The organism is Stenotrophomonas sp. YJH_SMC_131 (genome assembly GCF_059367975.1).
Genome location: NZ_JCAFRJ010000004.1, coordinates 397533 through 413934, shown reverse-complemented (window position 1 = coordinate 413934; position 16402 = coordinate 397533). Strand labels below are relative to the sequence as shown.

The 16402-nt window shown below is 64.7% G+C and carries 22 protein-coding genes; 17 read left to right on the top strand and 5 right to left on the bottom strand.

Annotated elements, in window-relative coordinates:
* From AC5P56_RS11535 to AC5P56_RS11510, 6 genes are all read left to right on the top strand, one after another.
* Positions 1-1012: RHS repeat-associated core domain-containing protein (locus AC5P56_RS11535; RefSeq protein WP_495231660.1), on the top strand; the 1012-nt coding region annotated here is incomplete at its 5' end.
* Positions 1013-1029: 17 nt separating this feature from the next.
* On the top strand, positions 1030-1470 hold the full coding sequence (locus tag AC5P56_RS11530) for a YbbD-related protein (protein ID WP_136191783.1): 441 nt from the start codon (positions 1030-1032) through the stop codon (positions 1468-1470).
* Between the two features lie 318 nt (positions 1471-1788).
* Complete coding sequence (locus tag AC5P56_RS11525) at positions 1789-2112, top strand: hypothetical protein (RefSeq protein ID WP_126412432.1); 324 nt, start codon at positions 1789-1791, stop codon at positions 2110-2112.
* Positions 2113-2573: 461 nt separating this feature from the next.
* Positions 2574-2951, top strand: coding sequence for a hypothetical protein (locus tag AC5P56_RS11520; RefSeq protein WP_049439435.1), 378 nt, complete (start codon positions 2574-2576; stop codon positions 2949-2951).
* A gap of 98 nt (positions 2952-3049) precedes the next feature.
* Positions 3050-3436: a hypothetical protein gene (locus AC5P56_RS11515; protein WP_495231659.1), complete on the top strand. Its 387-nt coding sequence runs from the start codon at positions 3050-3052 to the stop codon at positions 3434-3436.
* Positions 3437-3446: 10 nt separating this feature from the next.
* On the top strand, positions 3447-3782 hold the full coding sequence (locus AC5P56_RS11510) for a DUF6984 family protein (protein ID WP_288495937.1): 336 nt from the start codon (positions 3447-3449) through the stop codon (positions 3780-3782).
* 45 nt (positions 3783-3827) lie between these two features.
* On the opposite strand, the gene AC5P56_RS11505 is transcribed toward AC5P56_RS11510, so the two are convergent.
* The 3 genes from AC5P56_RS11505 to AC5P56_RS11495 all read right to left on the bottom strand — a co-directional run bounded on the left by AC5P56_RS11505 (position 3828) and on the right by AC5P56_RS11495 (position 5723).
* Positions 3828-4643, bottom strand: coding sequence for a hypothetical protein (locus tag AC5P56_RS11505; protein ID WP_288495939.1), 816 nt, complete (start codon positions 4641-4643; stop codon positions 3828-3830).
* Positions 4640-5137, bottom strand: coding sequence for a hypothetical protein (locus AC5P56_RS11500; RefSeq protein WP_241886930.1), 498 nt, complete (start codon positions 5135-5137; stop codon positions 4640-4642). The genes AC5P56_RS11505 and AC5P56_RS11500 overlap by 4 nt, the downstream gene beginning before the upstream one ends.
* A gap of 208 nt (positions 5138-5345) precedes the next feature.
* A complete protein-coding gene (locus AC5P56_RS11495) occupies positions 5346-5723 on the bottom strand; it encodes a hypothetical protein (RefSeq protein ID WP_134808971.1) in 378 nt (125 codons plus the stop codon).
* Positions 5724-6287: 564 nt separating this feature from the next.
* On the opposite strand from AC5P56_RS11495, the gene moaA reads away from it, so the two are divergent.
* From moaA to AC5P56_RS11440, 11 genes are all read left to right on the top strand, one after another.
* Positions 6288-7268: a GTP 3',8-cyclase MoaA gene (moaA, locus tag AC5P56_RS11490; protein ID WP_288495944.1), complete on the top strand. Its 981-nt coding sequence runs from the start codon at positions 6288-6290 to the stop codon at positions 7266-7268.
* 8 nt (positions 7269-7276) lie between these two features.
* On the top strand, positions 7277-8272 hold the full coding sequence (gene moaCB / locus AC5P56_RS11485; protein ID WP_445391728.1) for a bifunctional molybdenum cofactor biosynthesis protein MoaC/MoaB: 996 nt from the start codon (positions 7277-7279) through the stop codon (positions 8270-8272).
* Entirely contained in the window at positions 8272-9525 is a 1254-nt protein-coding gene (locus AC5P56_RS11480; RefSeq protein ID WP_288495947.1) for a molybdopterin molybdotransferase MoeA, read from the top strand. The genes moaCB and AC5P56_RS11480 overlap by 1 nt, the downstream gene beginning before the upstream one ends.
* A complete protein-coding gene (locus AC5P56_RS11475; RefSeq protein WP_005409914.1) occupies positions 9525-9785 on the top strand; it encodes a MoaD/ThiS family protein in 261 nt (86 codons plus the stop codon). The genes AC5P56_RS11480 and AC5P56_RS11475 overlap by 1 nt, the downstream gene beginning before the upstream one ends.
* Before the next feature lie 3 nt (positions 9786-9788).
* Positions 9789-10289 carry a molybdenum cofactor biosynthesis protein MoaE gene (locus AC5P56_RS11470; RefSeq protein ID WP_288495950.1) on the top strand — a complete coding sequence of 167 codons (501 nt, stop codon included), beginning with the start codon at positions 9789-9791 and terminating at the stop codon, positions 10287-10289.
* Positions 10255-10821 carry a molybdenum cofactor guanylyltransferase gene (mobA, locus tag AC5P56_RS11465; RefSeq protein WP_075075753.1) on the top strand — a complete coding sequence of 189 codons (567 nt, stop codon included), beginning with the start codon at positions 10255-10257 and terminating at the stop codon, positions 10819-10821. The genes AC5P56_RS11470 and mobA overlap by 35 nt, the downstream gene beginning before the upstream one ends.
* Positions 10818-11183: a hypothetical protein gene (locus AC5P56_RS11460; RefSeq protein ID WP_014647390.1), complete on the top strand. Its 366-nt coding sequence runs from the start codon at positions 10818-10820 to the stop codon at positions 11181-11183. The genes mobA and AC5P56_RS11460 overlap by 4 nt, the downstream gene beginning before the upstream one ends.
* 68 nt (positions 11184-11251) lie before the next feature.
* Positions 11252-12028 carry a helix-turn-helix domain-containing protein gene (locus AC5P56_RS11455; RefSeq protein ID WP_134808965.1) on the top strand — a complete coding sequence of 259 codons (777 nt, stop codon included), beginning with the start codon at positions 11252-11254 and terminating at the stop codon, positions 12026-12028.
* Between the two features lie 18 nt (positions 12029-12046).
* Complete coding sequence (gene modA / locus AC5P56_RS11450) at positions 12047-12790, top strand: molybdate ABC transporter substrate-binding protein (protein WP_288495954.1); 744 nt, start codon at positions 12047-12049, stop codon at positions 12788-12790.
* 3 nt (positions 12791-12793) lie between these two features.
* Entirely contained in the window at positions 12794-13477 is a 684-nt protein-coding gene (gene modB, locus AC5P56_RS11445) for a molybdate ABC transporter permease subunit (protein ID WP_005409908.1), read from the top strand.
* The gene (locus AC5P56_RS11440) at positions 13467-14135 is read left to right on the top strand and encodes a sulfate/molybdate ABC transporter ATP-binding protein (protein WP_126412424.1); all 669 of its coding nucleotides are present in this window, start codon (positions 13467-13469) and stop codon (positions 14133-14135) included. The genes modB and AC5P56_RS11440 overlap by 11 nt, the downstream gene beginning before the upstream one ends.
* A gap of 93 nt (positions 14136-14228) precedes the next feature.
* On the opposite strand, the gene AC5P56_RS11435 is transcribed toward AC5P56_RS11440, so the two are convergent.
* Positions 14229-15758, bottom strand: coding sequence for a diflavin oxidoreductase (locus AC5P56_RS11435; RefSeq protein WP_288495958.1), 1530 nt, complete (start codon positions 15756-15758; stop codon positions 14229-14231).
* Positions 15755-16183: a PAS domain-containing protein gene (locus AC5P56_RS11430; RefSeq protein WP_005409905.1), complete on the bottom strand. Its 429-nt coding sequence runs from the start codon at positions 16181-16183 to the stop codon at positions 15755-15757. The genes AC5P56_RS11435 and AC5P56_RS11430 overlap by 4 nt, the downstream gene beginning before the upstream one ends.
* Positions 16184-16402 lie beyond the last annotated feature (219 nt).

The window sequence follows — 16402 nt, the reverse complement described above, 5'->3', positions numbered from 1 at the left end:
GGTGAAGCAGGGCAATGCCGTACTGGAAAGCTACGGTTACAACCACCGCGGTGAACGCGTTCTGCGGACCCCGGCCGGTGGCGCAGCACTGATCACCCTGTACGACGAAGCAGGGCAGTGGCTGGGCAACTACTCGGCCACGGACCAAGCGCAGCAGCAGGCCATCTGGCTGGACAACTACCCGGTGGCACTGATGAACACGCCGGCTACCGGCGTGCCGGAGCTGGCCTACGTCCAACCAGATCATCTGGGCATGCCGCGCGTGGTGATCGATCCGGTACGGAATGTCTCGATCTGGGAGTGGAGCAACAAGAGCGAAGTGTTCGGCAACCAGATTCCGAGGGCTGACCCGGATGGCGATGGTGTGGCGTTTGGGCTTGCGCTGCGCTTCCCAGGCCAGCAGGCGACGGCTGCGAGTGGGATGCTCTACAACTACCAGCGGGAATACGACCCGGCGGCGGGGCGGTATTCGCAGAGTGATCCAATTGGGCTTGGTGGAGGTGTTAGCACCTATACCTATGCAATCGGCAATACAATTTCGCACGTTGATCCACTGGGTCTGAAAGACTCCCAGCCTGGAGTGACTGTGACAGAAACTGGCGCATATACGGTCGATTGGCGCTATTACGTGAATAGGACATTGGAAGCTCTTGGCTTTCCGGGGGCATTTGTCGCGGGAGCCAGCGACTTCGGCGGGCAGTATGCCAATCAATGGTCAGCCACACACGTGGTTGGTGGGTCTCATAACGGATGGGTTGGCCAGGATAAGTACTTCCACTGCATGGCGAACTGCGAGGCTGCACAGAAGGGTATGGGCGGATCAGCTGCTGCTCAGTGCATAAGCAACGGGCGCGAGTGGTTCGATCAAAACATCAAGGGCGACTCCGCCGCTGACTTCGCTGCGGATCAGCTGGCAAACCGCCTCGGACGATCATCTGGACAAATGAGCCGTACGCGGAGTTGCTCGCAGATGTGCGGGAGCTATCGACCCGGTGGAAACTTCCCTTGCTGATGACTCGGATGCCTCAGATGTACGCTTCCAAGCTGCTCCAAATCGTGACGCTGTCAATCGCACTTTCTGGTTGCATGGAAGTTGCCAGCACCGAGTATGCAGACCGCAATCAAGCCGTCTCAAGACAAGCAATCGGTGAATCGAAATGGTTGCCTTCATGGTTGCCTGAGGACGCAGTCAACATACGCGAGTCGCACGACATGGACACAAATGAATCGTGGCTGGTTTTCCGCCTGACCAGCGGGGTTCTTGCTTTGCCCGAAGAATGTAGGCTGGTGAGCAGGCTGGAGATGTCCGACGCGCGAGTCATGCGGAGATTTCCTCCGTTTGCCCGCAACGCGTGGTCGCGAGCGTCAAGCTATGGCGGCAAGTTCTATCTGTGTCCGGAGGGAAATGCTGGCCGCTGGGTCATGCGCGATGAAGAGCTGGGCCTTGTTTACAGCGGAATAAAGTTATAGGTGGCTGGGCGGTCTCACCTAGTAAGCGAAATGCGTGAGTGGCACGTGGCGATCTCCTTTCCCGGTGCCTGATTCGGCACTTTCCGGCCGAGCGTCGTGTGGGTTCGGGTATGTGTCAAATCGACCTTGCCACTTGTCCGTGTTCACGAATGGGAGGGCCGTGTAAGAAGATCGGATGGTCCGGCAAGCTTCAAGCACCCAGGCGTTCGGCAGGAAGATTGCTGGGCCGCGGTGACGACTGTGCGGGAGGACCTATGGGATATCGGCTCCATGGTCTATTGTGGCTGCAGCGCAGGTGGTGGATGGAGGCGAATGGACATGAAAGAATGCCTGAGAGAAAGAGGCGTGCTGTCGCCAACTGGCTTCTATGACCAATACTATGCGGAGAGTGGTCTGGATCAGGAAACCGTAGTGGAGCTGCTGGAGCATGTTGCAGACGAGCTTCGTTTGCCCTCCGGGAGGCTCCGTCCTGGAGATCGATTTTCGAAGGAACTGTCGCCTGGTGAAGCTCATGGCTGGGACTCGGGGTATGGGGTGTTGATATTCGAGCTTCAATCGCTCGCAAAAAAGCGTGGTATTGCAGTCGATCGGCGGGTGGATTCGCTCGACGACTACATTCGTATCATGGCGGGTATCTATTGATGAGATTGATGCATCCCTGAATGGCTATCGGCGTAGACGTCGCAGTGCGTACTGAGAATTCGGGGATGCCGAAGGTGAGGTATGCCGCCGCTGTCGTTGCCGGTCTGGTTCTGGCCGGCTGTGCGATATGATCGTGCGCGTCTCGGGAAGCGTGCCGCCAGGTCAGGGTGACGTTCGCGCTCTAGATTGTGAGCTGAGTATGCTCGGGGAGGACGAAGGTGTAGTTTCGTCGAAACCGGTTGGAAGCACATTCTCGGTCCCCATGATGGTCGTTGCAGGGCCGGAACCCAGAAGCTACCAATTCGCCGTCGAATGCAGGGATGGCCGGAGGTTCGCATCCAAAGAAGTACAGATCAGTAGTCGGCGGTCATATGCCCGGGATCTCAATCTTGGGGAGCTTCAGGAGCGGTGACCGGCGATCGTCCTCGCGCATCCCAGAGCTCTGATCGGGAATCTAGTCCATGAGATTCATTTACGTGTTGCTCTTCATCCTTCTCACAGGTGCGGCGCTGTTTTCATTTCGCAAACTCCAACGAGGTGAGCTGGGCGAGAAGCCGGTTTATGCCGCTTTGCAAAGCGCCGAGCTGGAGTACAGACGCCAGCCGGTTGGCGACCTGATCTATGAAGAAGGGGGCGGGCATCTGCTCGCCGGGTTCTCTGTAGACGCGCAAGCGAGGGTTTGGGTTGCGTTGGACACAACGAGGGACAATGGGGATCTGTTTGTCGTCCCTATGCACGGGGAACAGAGAATCTCTTGTCAACTCGTCGATCAACTGGTGTCGGCCAATGTTGGATCAGCACAGGCTAGGCACGCGTTGAAGTCGTCTTGCGTGAAGTAGGGCGTTGCGAGGCTGAAGAAATTCCCCGTACACGCCGCAGCAATGATGGCGGCGGTGATTCGGTCGTTCTGTTGTATGGGTTTGGGGAATTCCAGTAGATGAAAGATTTCAACGCGCTCGAATGGTGTGACGCCACGTTGCTGGCCATCAACATTGATAGGAGCAAACCTGGCGTATGCGACGAGGTAAAGGTCCACGTGCGCTGGCCGGACGGCCGGCAGGCAACCGTCTGCTTCTCGGAAGCCTACGGGTGCTCGGCGCTCATGAACTTCGGCGTACTGGGGGAGGAGGGAATAGAGTTCGCCAGGGTCGAGGACGACGAGCCGGGGCTTGCTCATCTTCTTGATCGTTGGAAGGCGGTCGGCTATCCGTTGTCCGGCCTGAAGTGTTTCCGTATCGAGACCACCTCGACCGGAAGCGTAATTCTTATCTACGCCAGGACATGGCTGATCGAGCATCTGCCGATGGCGGGTGCAGTGCTCTGAAGGACATTCCGTGCCCAGATTCCTCACCCCCGACAAGGTCTCCCTCATCCACAGGCTGCTGCCCGAGACGACCGAGCTGTCCGAACGGTTGTTGAAGGATCTGGCGCTCGCCCAGGTGGAGGACGTGGAGGTTGTCGGATTCGGGGGCGTGGTGTTCCTGTCCAGCACGACCCAGGTCTTCGGAAGCGACATTGCCACGGCGATGCTTGCCGATGCCGACGGCGTGCCGGTGAGAGTCACCCTGTGCCTGGACAATCACGATCAGCTCTTCGAGCTGGAGCTGTGCAAGGTGGACTTCTCGCCGATCATCGGCGTCGATCTGAGGAGCGCTTTCAGCGAGCACTGACGCCTGCTGAAGGCGATCCTCGCTGAAGGGCGCTGCGCATGGGATTCACCCTTCGGACTCGGACAGGGCCTGGCGCTGCGCTTCGGCTGCCATCCGGATTGCCTGCAGTTTCGAGTGATTCGGCCAGCTGTAAGCTTCGAACGAATTGCTGCCATCCGGATAGTAGAAGATCGTCCTGTTGCCTTTGGCTTTGACTTTAGGTCCCACGGATCGCGTGAGAAACTGCGAATGTAGGATGGGTTCGAAATGGACATTGCGGGCATCAGGTGCCTTGTAAGTTAGGTGGTAATCCCCGTTCGTGATCAGGCTCATTGACTTTGTATGGCCTCCAAGGAACCTTTCACTGAGCCATGGGTAGTAGTCCCGCACAACTGTCAGATCTCCGTCGACTTTGATACCCCAGCGGCCGTTGGGCGAATTGTTGTCATCAAAAAAGACAATCATGCCGGCGGGACGGCCGGATCGAATGCCCTCGCCAAACGCGGAGGTGTCTTTGTACTCCGCGCCGAAGGTGATATTGCTCAGTTGCCAGTTGCAGGTGCCACCTCCATTCACCGGCACTTTGGCCTCGAACAGTCTGCTCTCTCGCTGCTGGATGGGCTTCAAGTCCATCCGCTGATAGCCATCTCGATCATACGGAATTCCGGAGGCAGAGTAGCTGGTGATGGTGCAAGTCTTTGAACGGTACACGACTCGCACGTCCATCGTTTCGAGCTCAGTAGGGACTTTGATGGCCACATTGACCACGCCTGCGTCGGTGCTGGGAGATAGGCTTCGGTCCGGTAACTCCCGGTCCGGGGTGTGGCCGCAGCTGCTCAGAAGCAGGAGGGAGAGGATTGTTGCGGGGATGGGAAGTTTCATCGGCTGAAGTCGGGGCATGCTGATTTCTTCTGAATGCTGAGGGCTCCATCGGCATCTGTCTTGAGACAGAATGTGGCTTCATAGATTGCGGTACGCAGATACCAGAGATTTGGAATTTGTCGAATTGCTTGAAAGTAGTAGGTTGTGTTCAATTTCAGTTGAAAATTCTCCCTGTTGTCGGGCCCATCCCGCTCGTAGCCGTCTGGTATTGAGCCGTATGCAATGCAGTTGCCAGGCTTTAGCTTCATTGGCTTGGCATCGTCCTTCAGGCGGATGGCCCAGCTTTCGGATTCGAGCGTGTAGTACTCCAGCAGTAGCAGGTTGGCCACTGGGAACGAGCCCTTCGCTTTTTCCGGGATGCAGATCGCGGGTGTGCCATCCACAAGCCTGATATCTGCCTCTTCTCTGATCAGCTGGAACGCGTGCGCCATGTCTGGGGCCACGCAGCAACCGGCGGCCACGAGCAACGTCAAGGTGCTTTTGAAATTCTGCATTGGTTTCTGATGCCTCCGTCTGCACAGCTCTGAAAGTGCGAGTGATTCAATTGCCCTGATCACCCTTGCCAGCATGGTCGTGTCGTCAGAAGAATGGTGGCGCGCGCCAGTCTGGAGCGGCCGTCACAGGGTGAGTAAGGCGAAGGGCGTCGCATTTGAGCGGGCGAACGCCGGGGCGAAAAGAGGGCAGGCGCGACATCGATAGAGGCTACTGCTCACCCACCTGCAACCGCCCCACCGCCTGCGCGCACAGCGACTGGCAAGCCATGACCAACCCCTCCATCACCCGGTCGCCCACGTACTGCCCGGGTTCGCCGTTCTGCCGGGTGCGTTCGGCTGCCAGCAGCATTTCCAGCACCACCCGCAACCCAGTCAACGCGCAATCGGCGTCGGCCAGGGCCAGGCAGCGGCCGGGCAGCTGGTGACGCTCCGGCCAGGGTTGTCCGTCGGCCGCCGCACCGGAGCCGATGCGGTGGAGATTGGCAATGAAGGTGTTCCTGTCCACTGTTGGCGCAGCCGGAGGCGAACCGTCGTCGCCGGCGGTGCTGCGGTAGGCGTGCAGATGCGGGAGGTCCGATTCGTTCATGGCAAGGCTCCGTGCAGGGCAATCGGTAGCCGCCACCCGAAAGGTGGCGGGCGGTACGTGGTTCGAATCCGGGTTGGCCTCAAGCCGGCGGGCGCGAACGCCCCCAACGCACCGCCCGCCATAGCCGGCAGACGGATTGCCAGCCGGCGCCACGCATGGTGACGCCGGCTGGCAAGCGCACTTACTCAAGGCCAACACGGGATTCGAAGCCCGGCCACCCTTTTGCGGTGGCACGCCATCTGAGCCCCTGGCGCTGTGCAATGCCAATCAGAAGAGTTGCAAACATCACTCGATTGGAGACGCTTTTGACATTGTCCTACGCTGTTAAGCCCCGCCGGTGCTGGCTGGCGTAGTGATCCGCCCGCAGCGTGCAATCTGCGACAGGTGTCGAGGTTGTCACGGCGAACGGGACGGGCGCGGAGGGCCTATCGCGACAGGCGGTGCCAATTCAGGCTGCGTGGCTCACGGGTTGACGCTTTCAACGCCCCAGCGCACTCTGCGGGTTGGGGTCGACAACCCGTTCAGGGGCAGGGCTGCAGGGTGGTACCAGGAGGCGGAACAGCCATGAGCCAACTCACCGACAGCTTCGGACGCAGCTTTCCGTACCTGCGCTTGTCGCTCACCGAAGCCTGCAACTTCCGGTGCAGCTACTGCCTGCCCGACGGTTACCAGGCCGATGGCCACCCGCGTTTCCTGCAGGTGGATGAGATCGGCCGCCTGGTGCGGGCCTTTGCGGCGCTGGGGATGAGCAAGATCCGCCTGACCGGTGGCGAGCCCAGCCTGCGCAAGGATCTGGACGAGATCATCGCCACCGTGGCGGCGGTGCCGGGCATCCGCAAGGTGGCCATCACCACCAATGGCACGCTGCTGCCGCGGCGCCTGCCGGGCTGGCACCGGGCCGGCCTGACCGCGCTGAACGTGAGCATGGACAGCCTGCAACGCGAGCGTTTCCACACCATCACCGGGCACGACCGCCTGCCGGAGATCCAGCAGGGCCTGGCGCTGGCGCAGGCGTTGGGCCTGCCGACGATCAAGCTCAACGCGGTACTGCTGCGGGGCCTGAATGACGACGAGCTGCCGCAGTGGATGGACTACCTGCGTGACCGCCCCTTCAGCGTGCGTTTCATCGAGCTGATGCGCACCGGCGACAACGAAGCCTATTTCCAGCGCTACCACCTGCGCGCCGACGTGGTGGTCGAGCAGCTGCTGGCCGCGGGCTGGCACGAGCGTCCGCGCGCGGCCGATGCTGGCCCGGCGCGCGAGTTCGGCCACCCCGACCATCGCGGCAGCATCGGCATCATCGCCCCGTATTCGCGTGACTTCTGCAAGGGCTGCAACCGCCTGCGGGTGACCGCCAAGGGCGACCTGCGGCTGTGCCTGTTTGGCGAGTTCGGCGTGCCGCTGCGCCCGCTGCTGCAGCGCGATGAGGACCACGACGCGCTGCTGGCACGCATCACCACCCAGCTTGGCCTGAAAGCGGCCGGGCATGGACTGCACCAGGGCCAGACCGGGCTGACCCCGCACCTGGCCTCCATCGGAGGATGAGCAACACGATGAGTGGGGAATTGAACGCGGCCTTCCACATGGCCGATGTGCGCAACAAGCGCATCAGTCGCCGCCGTGCGGTGGCGGTGGGCGAGCTGCATGCCGGTCCAGTGGCCTATCCGCTGATCGTCGAGCGCCGCCTGCCAAAGGGCGATGCGCTGGTGATGGCCGAGATTGCCGGCCTGCAGGGCGCCAAGATGGCGTCGATGCTGATGCCGCTGTGCCATCCGCTGCCGCTGGAACTGGTGCAGGTGTTCTGCGCGCCGGTGCCGGAACGGCAGGCGATCCGCGTGTGGTGCGAGTGCGCCAGCGAGGCGCGCACCGGCGTGGAGATGGAGGCACTGGCCGGCGTCAACGCGGCGCTGCTGACCCTGTACGACCTGAGCAAGCCGGTGGAACCGGCCCTGCGGATCGAAGGCATCCGCCTGCTGTTCAAGGAGGGCGGCAAGCGCGGTGTCTGGCTGCACCCGGACGGCATGGACGAGGCCGAGCGTGAGCGGTTCAAGCCGCGTGCGCCGAAGGGCCTGGAAGGCGCGGCCTGCGCGGTGATCACGCTGAGCGATCGCGCCAGCGAAGGCACCTATGAGGATGCCTCTGGCCCGACCCTGGTGACCGGGCTGAAGAAGCTGGGGGGCGAGGTGGTGGCCGCCGAAGTGCTGCCCGATGGCATCGAGCCGTTGGCGGGCCGCCTGCAGGCGTTGGCTGCCGAGGGCGTGCGCCTGTGCCTGTGTACCGGGGGTACCGGGCTGGGCCCGCGTGACCTGACCCCGGAGGCGCTGCGTTCCTTGAATGCGCGGCCGGTGCATGGCCTGGCGCAGATGGTGCGGGCCCTGAGTGCGCAGCACACGCCGATGGCCTGGCTGAGCCGCGCCGAGGTGGTGCAGCTGGGCAACATGCTGGTGTTTGCATTGCCGGGCAGCCCCAAGGCGGCGGCACAGTGCCTGGACATCCTGGCGCCGGTGCTGGGCCACGCCCTGGCGATGGTCGAGGGTGGTGGCCACTGATGATTGCCTACAGCGAGGCCTTGCAGCACCTGCTGGACGCGGCCACGCCGCTGCCGGCCGAGCGCCTGCCGCTGCATGAGGCCGGCGGCCGTACCCTGGCCCGTGACATCCACAGCGCGCAGTCGCTGCCGCCGTTCGACAATTCGGCGATGGACGGCTTCGCGCTGCGCGCCAACGGTACGGCGTTCGAGGCCGGTACCGAATTCGCGGTGCAGGGCTGGCAGGCGGCCGGCGATGCCGGTGCCGACGGCGGCGAGGGCGCCTGGGAGATCATGACCGGCGCGCGCATGCCGGTCGGGCTGGATACGGTGGTGCCGGTCGAGAACGTCGAGATCCTCACCAGCGAAGATGGACGCCCGACCCGCATCGCCCTGAAGGCATCGGTGAAGCCGGGCCAGAACGTGCGCCTGCGTGGCGAGGATGTGAGCGACGGCGAGCGCGTGCTGCAGTCCGGGCAGGTGCTGGACATCAACGCGCGCACCTTGCTGCATGCCATCGGCGTGGCTCAGGTGGCGGTGGTGGCACGGCCGAAGGCGGCGGTGATTGCCACCGGCAAGGAGCTGGTGACCGAGGCGGCGCAGACGCTGGCATCCGGGCAGATCCGTGACAGCAACCGGCCGTACCTGGTCGGCCGCCTGCAGGCCGCCGGTGCCGAGGTGGTCTGGCAGGGCACGGTGGGCGATGAGGTGGCCGCCTTCAATGCCGTACTGGATCAAGCACTGGACGCGGGTGCGCAGCTGTTGATCAGCACCGGCGCGGTGTCGGCCGGCCGCTACGATTTCATTCCCGACGCGCTGCGCGGCCGGGGTGCGCGCATCGTGTTCCACAAGGTGGCGATCCGCCCCGGCAAGCCGTTGCTGTTCGCGGTGCTGCCCAATGGCGCGCTGTATTTCGGCCTGCCGGGCAACCCGGTGTCGGCTGCGGTGGGCCAGCGCTTCTTTGTCGAGCCGGTGCTGCGCCGCCTGCTGGGGCTGGCACCGGAGCAGGTGCTGATGTTGCCGCTGCAGGCCGACGTGCGCACGCCGCCGGGCCTGCGCTTCCATGCGCGGGCCCGGGTGGAAGTGGACGCGCAGGGCCGCCTGAGTGCGCGCGTGCTGGCTGGGCAGGAGTCGTTCCGTTTGATGTCCATGCTGCAGGCCAACGCCTGGGTGGTGCTGGACGGCGAGGGCGGTCTCGCCCCTGCCGGCACGCCAGTGCGCGTGCAGGGCTGGGGTCATCAGGACCCTGTGCAGCTGGCGAGCCAGGAGCCGTGATGAGACAGGTGAATCTGCAATTGTTCGGTGCGTTTTCCGATCTGGATGCCAGCCGCGAGATCGCCGTGGATGTAGCCGGTGGCACCGTGGCCGATCTGCGCCAGGCGCTGCGCGAGCTGCTGCCGCTGCGTTGGCCGGGTTTCCGTGCCGGCTTGCTGGATTACTCGGCATTCGCCGACCAGCAACGCGTGCTGCGCGACCACGAGGCGCTGCCCGACGATGGCCGGGTGGCGATCCTGCCGCCGGTGAGCGGGGGCTGAGCGATGAGCGAGACGATCATCGCCAAGGTCGTGGACCGCGCGCAGGCGGCAATCGATCCGGCCGAGGGCATCGCGGCGGTTTCCGATACGGGCTTCGGCGGCATCGATGTGTTCATCGGCAAGGTGCGCGACGTCAACGTGGGCCGGCGGGTGACCGGGATCACCTACGATCTGTTCGAACCGCTGGTGCTGAACGAATTCAAGCGCCTGGCCGCCCAGGTCGAAGCCACGTTCGGTCCGAAGCTGAAACTGTATGTAGCGCATGCCAAGGGCCGGCTTGGCATCGGCGATGTGGCGGTGGTGGTGGCCGCCGGCAGCCCGCACCGTGACGAGGCGTTCCGCGCCTGCCGGCAGTTGATTGAAGTGGTCAAGCACCAGTGCCCGATCTGGAAGCAGGAGCATTACGAGGACGGCGACAGCGCGTGGAGCGAGGGTTGCAGCCTGTGCCATGCGGACGGCGAACCCGGCCATGACCATGCGCACGATCACGAACATCCCCATTGATGGCATCGTGCTGGCCGGCGGCCTGTCCAGTCGGATGGGCCGCGACAAGGCGCTGCTGCCCTGGCACGGCCGCACGCTGCTGGAACACATGCGCGGCCTGCTGCTGCAGGCCGGCGCCGGGAGGGTATGGGTGAGCGGCGACTACCCAGCTTTTGGTGGCATCCCGGACCGGGTCGCACGCTGCGGCCCGCTGGGCGGCCTCTACAGTGTGGCGATGCAGATGCCAGACGGCCCCGCCTGGGTGGTGCCGGTCGATACGCCGCGGGTGACACCCGCGCTGTTGCAGCGGCTGCAGGCCGATCAAGGGCGTGCCTGCACGGTATTCGACGATGAACCGTTGCCGATGCGGTTGCAGATCGATGATCATTGCCGCCGCGTGCTGCAGGCCTTGATCGATGATCCGACGGCGCGCCGTTCACTGCGCGCCCTGCAGGAACGCCTGGGCGTGACACGGATGCCACTGGCGCCGGAGGATCAGGCGTTGCTGCTCAACTGCAACACCCCGTCGGAATGGGAGTCCATCACAGCATGAAGGTCCAGCTGCAACAGCAATCGATGCGCCTGCGCGTGGATGAAGAAGAACTGGCAGGATTGCTGGCCGGCGAATCAGTGGAGAACCTGACGCGCTTTGGTGGCAGCGGTGGCTGGGGCGTGGCGCTGTCGCTGCATGCCGGCGATCAGGCGGTGCTGCTCGATGGCGGGACATTCTGCCGGTTGGTACTGCCTCGCCAGGCCGTTGAGTCGCTGGCGGGCAGGCTGCCCTGCCGGGATGGGCTGGGCTTCGGTATCGCGTTGGATGACGACAGCATGCTGCAGCTGCAGTTCGACGTGGACGTGCGCGACAGCATGCGGCAGCGTGGCCCGCAGCGGCGTTCCGAACCCGCGCCAGAGTAGGTGCACGTTGCGCAGGGCCGGGCGGTGCGCTGTCGTATGATGAGGGCCTTCGTTCCTGCCTCGCTGCAATGCCTCTGAACCCCTCCGCTCCCTCTGCGTCCCGGCCGGCCACGCCCAATCCGGCAGCGGCCGATGACGGAGACGCGCTGCACTTCTGCAGCACCTGTGCGTTCTCCGACGCCTGCATGTCGCAGGGCTACGACAAGACCGCGCTGGGCGAACTGCATGTGCTGGTCGACCACGTCGGCCCGTTCCAGGCCGGCGACTACCTGTTCCGTGCCGACGATCCATTCGACTCGATCGCCGCGGTGCGTGCCGGCATGGTCAAGACGTTCGTCGATGACAGCCAGGGCAACGAGCAGGTGCTGGGTTTCAGCCTGCCGGGCGAGGTGATCGGGCTCAATGCCATCCACGGCGCGCGCTTCCCTTGCAACGCCGTGGCCCTGGACACCGTCTACCTGTGCCGGATCTCGTTTCCGCGATTGAGCCTGCTGGCCACGCGCATGCCGGGGTTGCAGGCGCGGCTGTTCAGCCTGCTCAGCGCCGAGATCGGCAAGGTCGCCACGCTGGCCGCCAACCATCGCACCGAGGAGCGCATGGCGGCGTTCCTGCTGGATCTTTCCGAGCGCTATGCCCGGCGCGGATTCTCCGCCACCCGTTTCAACCTGAGCATGGCCCGCACCGAGATCGCCAACTACCTGCGGATGGCGCCGGAGACGGTGAGCCGGGTACTGCGCCGCTTGAGCGACGACGGTGTGATTGCGGTGAACCAACGTGAGATGCTGTTGCTGGACCCGGACCGGCTGGCGGAACTGGCCGTAGCCCGGGACGCCGGACTGGACTGATCAGGCAGGGGGCTGGGCATGAAGCGAGCGGCATTGTTGTGGCTGGGCCTGCTGGCCACGGTACCGGCCTGGGCGGCCGACCTGACGGTGTCGGCGGCGTCGAGCCTGACCGAGAGCTTCCGCGAACTGGGTGCGGCCTATGAGAAGACGCACCCGGGAACCAGGGTCGATTTCAACTTCGCCGCCTCTGGCGTACTGCTGCAGCAGATCAGCCGCGGCGCGCCGGTGGATGTGTTCGCGTCGGCCGATGAAGCCACCATGGACCAGGCCCAGCAGCAGGACCTGCTGGCGGCCGGCAGCCGCGCGGTGTTCGCGGTGAACGCGCTGTGGGTGGTGGCGCCGCCGCAGGCCAGGGCCGCGCCGCGCAGCTTGAAGGACCTGGTCGGTGCCGGCGTGCAACGCATCGCACTGGGCAACCCGGACAGCGTGCCGGTCGGCCGCTATGCCAAGGGCGCGCTGGAAGCGGCCGGCCTGTGGCCGTCGGTGCAGGGCCGGATCATCACCACGCAGAACGTGCGCCAGTCGCTGGATTACGTGGCGCGCGGTGAAGTGGATGCCGGCTTCGTCTATGCCACTGACGCGCAGGCCATGCCGGACCGGGTACGCCGTGCCTTCGTGGTACCGGTGTCCGGGCGCATCGCCTATCCGCTGGCGGTGACCAGGGCCAGCGCGCAGCCGGCAGAGGCCAAGCGGTTTGTCGCCTTTGTGCGTTCGGCGCAGGGCCAGGCGATCCTGGCCCGGCACGGATTCGGCAAGCCCTGACGCATGGATCTGGACTGGAGTGCATTGGGGTTGTCGCTGAAGGTGGCCGGCTGGGCCACCGCGATCAACCTGGTGCTGGGCGTGGCGCTGGGCGCGCTGCTGGCGCGTCGGCGCTTTCCCGGCCGTGAGCTGCTGGATTCGCTGTTGACCCTGCCGATGGTGCTGCCACCAACGGTGCTGGGGTATTACCTGCTGGTGCTGATCGGTCGCAACGGCCCGATCGGCGCGTGGCTGCAGTCGTGGTTCGGCATCAACCTGGTGTTCACCTGGCAGGCTGCGGTGATTGCGGCGGCGGTGGCTTCGCTGCCGCTGGTGTTCAAGCCGGCACGCGCGGCGTTCGAGGAAGTGGACGGACAGCTGGAGCAGGCCGCGCGGACGCTGGGTGTGTCCGAAGCGGCGGTGTTCTTCCGCGTCACGCTGCCGCTGGCCTGGCGCGGCATTCTTGCCGGCCTGTTGCTGGCGTTTGCACGCGCGATGGGTGAATTCGGCGCGACGTTGATGGTGGCCGGCAGCATTCCGGGCCGGACGCAGACGTTGTCGATCGCCATCTACGAGGCGGTGCAGGCCGGTCAGGACGGCAAGGCCAATGCGCTGGTGATCCTGACCTCGGTGGTGTGCATCGTGATCCTGTTGCTGGCTGCGCGGTTGGTGGGCGGACGTCGCCGGGAGCTGCGTGATGTGGCTTGACCTGCAGGTGCAGCGTCGCCTGCAGGCGGCCGGCCAGGATTTCGTGTTGGACGTATCGCTGCAGTGCACGCAGCGGCAGGTGGTGCTGTTCGGACCCTCCGGCGCCGGCAAGAGCTTGACCCTGAAGGCGGTGGCCGGACTGCTGCGGCCAGGCCAGGGCCATGTGCGCCTGCAGGGGCAGACCCTGTTCGATACGGCCACCGGCGTGGACCTGCCACCGCAGCGCCGTCGGCTGGGCTACGTGTTCCAGGATTACGCGTTGTTCCCGCACCTGAGCGTGCGCCAGAACGTGGCGTTCGGGCTGCAGAAGGGATGGCTGAATCCGCGGATCGGCCAGCGCTTCGACGCGGTGGAACAGTGGTTGCACGCCTTCCGCATCGACGCGGTGGGCGATCTGCTGCCATCACAGATTTCCGGCGGACAGCGCCAGCGTACCGCGCTGGCGCGCGCGCTGGTGACACAGCCGCAGGCGCTGCTGCTGGATGAACCGTTTTCCGCGCTGGACCATGATCTTCGCCATCATCTGCGCCAGGAGCTGGAGACCGTGCTGGACAGGACCGGCATTCCGCTGCTGTTGATCAGCCATGACCCGCAGGATGTGGCCATGTTCGGCCAGCAGGTGGCGCGCGTGGTGGACGGCCGCATTGTCGACGGTTGACCTGCACCTGTAGAGCCGAGCCCATGCTCGGCTGCTCTGCGCGACAACGCCAACAGCAGCCGAGCGTGGGCTCGGCTCTACAGGATCAACGGATCAGTACAATTCACAGTGCGTGCGGCCCTCATTGCGCAGCGTGTCCCAGTGGCCTTCGCCGCCGATGGCATCGATGGCCTCGCGCACCGCGCTTTCCAGGTGGCGCTTGTTGCCGCACAGGTACAGATGCCCACCGCGGGCCAGCACATCGCGCACTTCATCGCCGCGCTGCTGCAGCACATGCTGCACATAGATCTTTTCGGCGCCATCGCGCGAGAACGCGGTATGCAGGCCGGCCAGCACGCCACGCGTACGCCAGTCCAGCAGCTGGTCACGGTACAGGTAGTCGTGCTGGCGGTGCTTCTCGCCGAACACCAGGTGCACTTCGCGTTCGCAGGCGTTGGCCTGCAGTTCCTGCAGCAGGCCCATCAAGGGTGCGATGCCGGTACCGGTACCGACCAGCAGCAGCGGTGCCTCGCCGGTATCGGGCAGGTGGAAGCCGGGGTTGGAGCGGCAGTACACACGGGCATGGTCGCCTCCATGCAGGAGGCTGCCGGTGGCAGTGCCGAAGCGTTCGCGGCCGCGCAGGGTGTAGCGCACTTCGCGCACGCACAGGCTCAGCTGGTCGTCGCACGGGTGCGAGGCGATCGAATAGGCACGCGGCAGCCGCGGTGACAGCAGTTCGCGCAGCCGGGCAAGCGGCACGCTGTCCGGCGTGGCGTGGTCCTGCAGCACGTCCAGCAGGTCCAGGCCGTGCAGGTAGGCGTCCAGCTCGCGCTTCTGGCTGACCTTCAGCAGGCCCTTCAGTGCCTCACTACCGCCCAGCCGGGCCAGTTCGCGCAGCACGCCCTTGCTCAGCAGGCGCAGCTCGCGGTCGTGCAGGGCGGCCACGGCGGCGGTGTCGCCGTACCAGGTGGCCAACGCCTGCAGCAGGGCAGGGTCGTTCCCGGGTACTACGTGCAGGGTGTCGCCCGCGCGATAGGCCATGCCACTGCCGGCAATGTCCAGTTGCAGGTGCCACGCGGCCGGGTCGCTGCTGTTCAAGCGGCGGCGTTCGAGGATGCGCGCGGCAAAGGCATTGTCTTCGCAATAGGCGGTGACCTGCAGGTGCAGGTGCTGGCCAGCGCTGAGGTCACCCTCCAGCACCTGGCCCAGCACCGGCTGCCATTGCTGGAAGAACTGCTCGTAGCCCAGATCGGCGTCCACCCGATGCAGCAGCGGCTGGGCCTGGCGCTCGCTCAATGCAGCATCCAGCGCCTTGGTGAAGCCGCAGAAGCTCGGGTAGCCGGTGTCACCAAGGCCGAACACCGCATAGCGCAGGCCGCGCAGCGTCGGGGTCTGGCGCAGTGTTTCGAAGAACTGCTCGCCATTGGCCGGCGGTTCGCCATCGCCGAACGAGCTGGAGATTGCCAGCAGCACATCGCCTTGGCCGAGACTGGCCACGTCGATGTCGTTGAACGGGAGTACCTGCGGCCCGTGCAGCTGCAGGCCCGCGCCCAGGCGCTGGGCCAGGGCGCGGGCGTTGCCCGACTCGGACGCAAAACCCACCAGCAGGCGGCTGAAGGGCGTACTGGTCGGGAGAGCGTTCACGCGGCCTCGTAGAAGTCGTCGAACTTTTCCTTGCTGAACTCGACCAGGTCGTAGTTCTGCATCAGGTCGTTCACCACGCGGCGGATGCTGATGTACGAGGTGATGTTGCCGTCGGCGTCGAACAGCGGCTGCACGGTGGTGTCGACCACGTAGAGCACGCCGCCTTTGCCAAGGTTGGGCACGATGCCGGTCCAGGTCTTGCCGGCCTTGATGGTGTCCCACATGTCCTTGTAGACGGCCTTGGGCACGTCCGGGTGGCGCACGATGCTGTGCGGCTGGCCGATCAGTTCCTCGCGGGCGAAGCCGGTGAGCGTGCAGAACAGGTCATTGGCGTAGGTGATGTTGCCCTGCAGGTCGGTGGTGGAGATCACCATGACGTTCTGCATGGCGTTCAGCAGCTGGGCGTTGTCGGGGGTGTAGCTCATCGCAGGGTCCTTGTGGATGCCGGCAGTGCCGGCGTGTTCGGGTCCTGCATAGAAATACGCCCGCGCGGCGGCGGGCGGTTTGACATTGGTCAAGCGCGTCGCTCGATGGCCTGCGACCGGGTGTCGCAGGAAGAATCCCTGTAGAGCCGAGCCCATGCTCGGCTCACGGGGCAAACGGGATTGCCGGCAGCCGGGCGCGGGCTCGGCTCTACAGGAGAG

Coding starts and splice junctions, on each gene's coding strand:
- AC5P56_RS11530 (WP_136191783.1), top strand. CDS start 1,030: ATGTACGCTTCCAAGCTGCTCCAAATCGTGACGCTGTCAATCGCACTT.
- AC5P56_RS11525 (WP_126412432.1), top strand. CDS start 1,789: ATGAAAGAATGCCTGAGAGAAAGAGGCGTGCTGTCGCCAACTGGCTTC.
- AC5P56_RS11520 (WP_049439435.1), top strand. CDS start 2,574: ATGAGATTCATTTACGTGTTGCTCTTCATCCTTCTCACAGGTGCGGCG.
- AC5P56_RS11515 (WP_495231659.1), top strand. CDS start 3,050: ATGAAAGATTTCAACGCGCTCGAATGGTGTGACGCCACGTTGCTGGCC.
- AC5P56_RS11505 (WP_288495939.1), bottom strand. CDS start 4,643: ATGAAACTTCCCATCCCCGCAACAATCCTCTCCCTCCTGCTTCTGAGC.
- AC5P56_RS11500 (WP_241886930.1), bottom strand. CDS start 5,137: ATGCAGAATTTCAAAAGCACCTTGACGTTGCTCGTGGCCGCCGGTTGC.
- AC5P56_RS11495 (WP_134808971.1), bottom strand. CDS start 5,723: ATGAACGAATCGGACCTCCCGCATCTGCACGCCTACCGCAGCACCGCC.
- moaA (WP_288495944.1), top strand. CDS start 6,288: ATGAGCCAACTCACCGACAGCTTCGGACGCAGCTTTCCGTACCTGCGC.
- moaCB (WP_445391728.1), top strand. CDS start 7,277: ATGAGTGGGGAATTGAACGCGGCCTTCCACATGGCCGATGTGCGCAAC.
- AC5P56_RS11480 (WP_288495947.1), top strand. CDS start 8,272: ATGATTGCCTACAGCGAGGCCTTGCAGCACCTGCTGGACGCGGCCACG.
- AC5P56_RS11475 (WP_005409914.1), top strand. CDS start 9,525: ATGAGACAGGTGAATCTGCAATTGTTCGGTGCGTTTTCCGATCTGGAT.
- AC5P56_RS11470 (WP_288495950.1), top strand. CDS start 9,789: ATGAGCGAGACGATCATCGCCAAGGTCGTGGACCGCGCGCAGGCGGCA.
- mobA (WP_075075753.1), top strand. CDS start 10,255: ATGACCATGCGCACGATCACGAACATCCCCATTGATGGCATCGTGCTG.
- AC5P56_RS11460 (WP_014647390.1), top strand. CDS start 10,818: ATGAAGGTCCAGCTGCAACAGCAATCGATGCGCCTGCGCGTGGATGAA.
- AC5P56_RS11455 (WP_134808965.1), top strand. CDS start 11,252: ATGCCTCTGAACCCCTCCGCTCCCTCTGCGTCCCGGCCGGCCACGCCC.
- modA (WP_288495954.1), top strand. CDS start 12,047: ATGAAGCGAGCGGCATTGTTGTGGCTGGGCCTGCTGGCCACGGTACCG.
- modB (WP_005409908.1), top strand. CDS start 12,794: ATGGATCTGGACTGGAGTGCATTGGGGTTGTCGCTGAAGGTGGCCGGC.
- AC5P56_RS11440 (WP_126412424.1), top strand. CDS start 13,467: ATGTGGCTTGACCTGCAGGTGCAGCGTCGCCTGCAGGCGGCCGGCCAG.
- AC5P56_RS11430 (WP_005409905.1), bottom strand. CDS start 16,183: ATGAGCTACACCCCCGACAACGCCCAGCTGCTGAACGCCATGCAGAAC.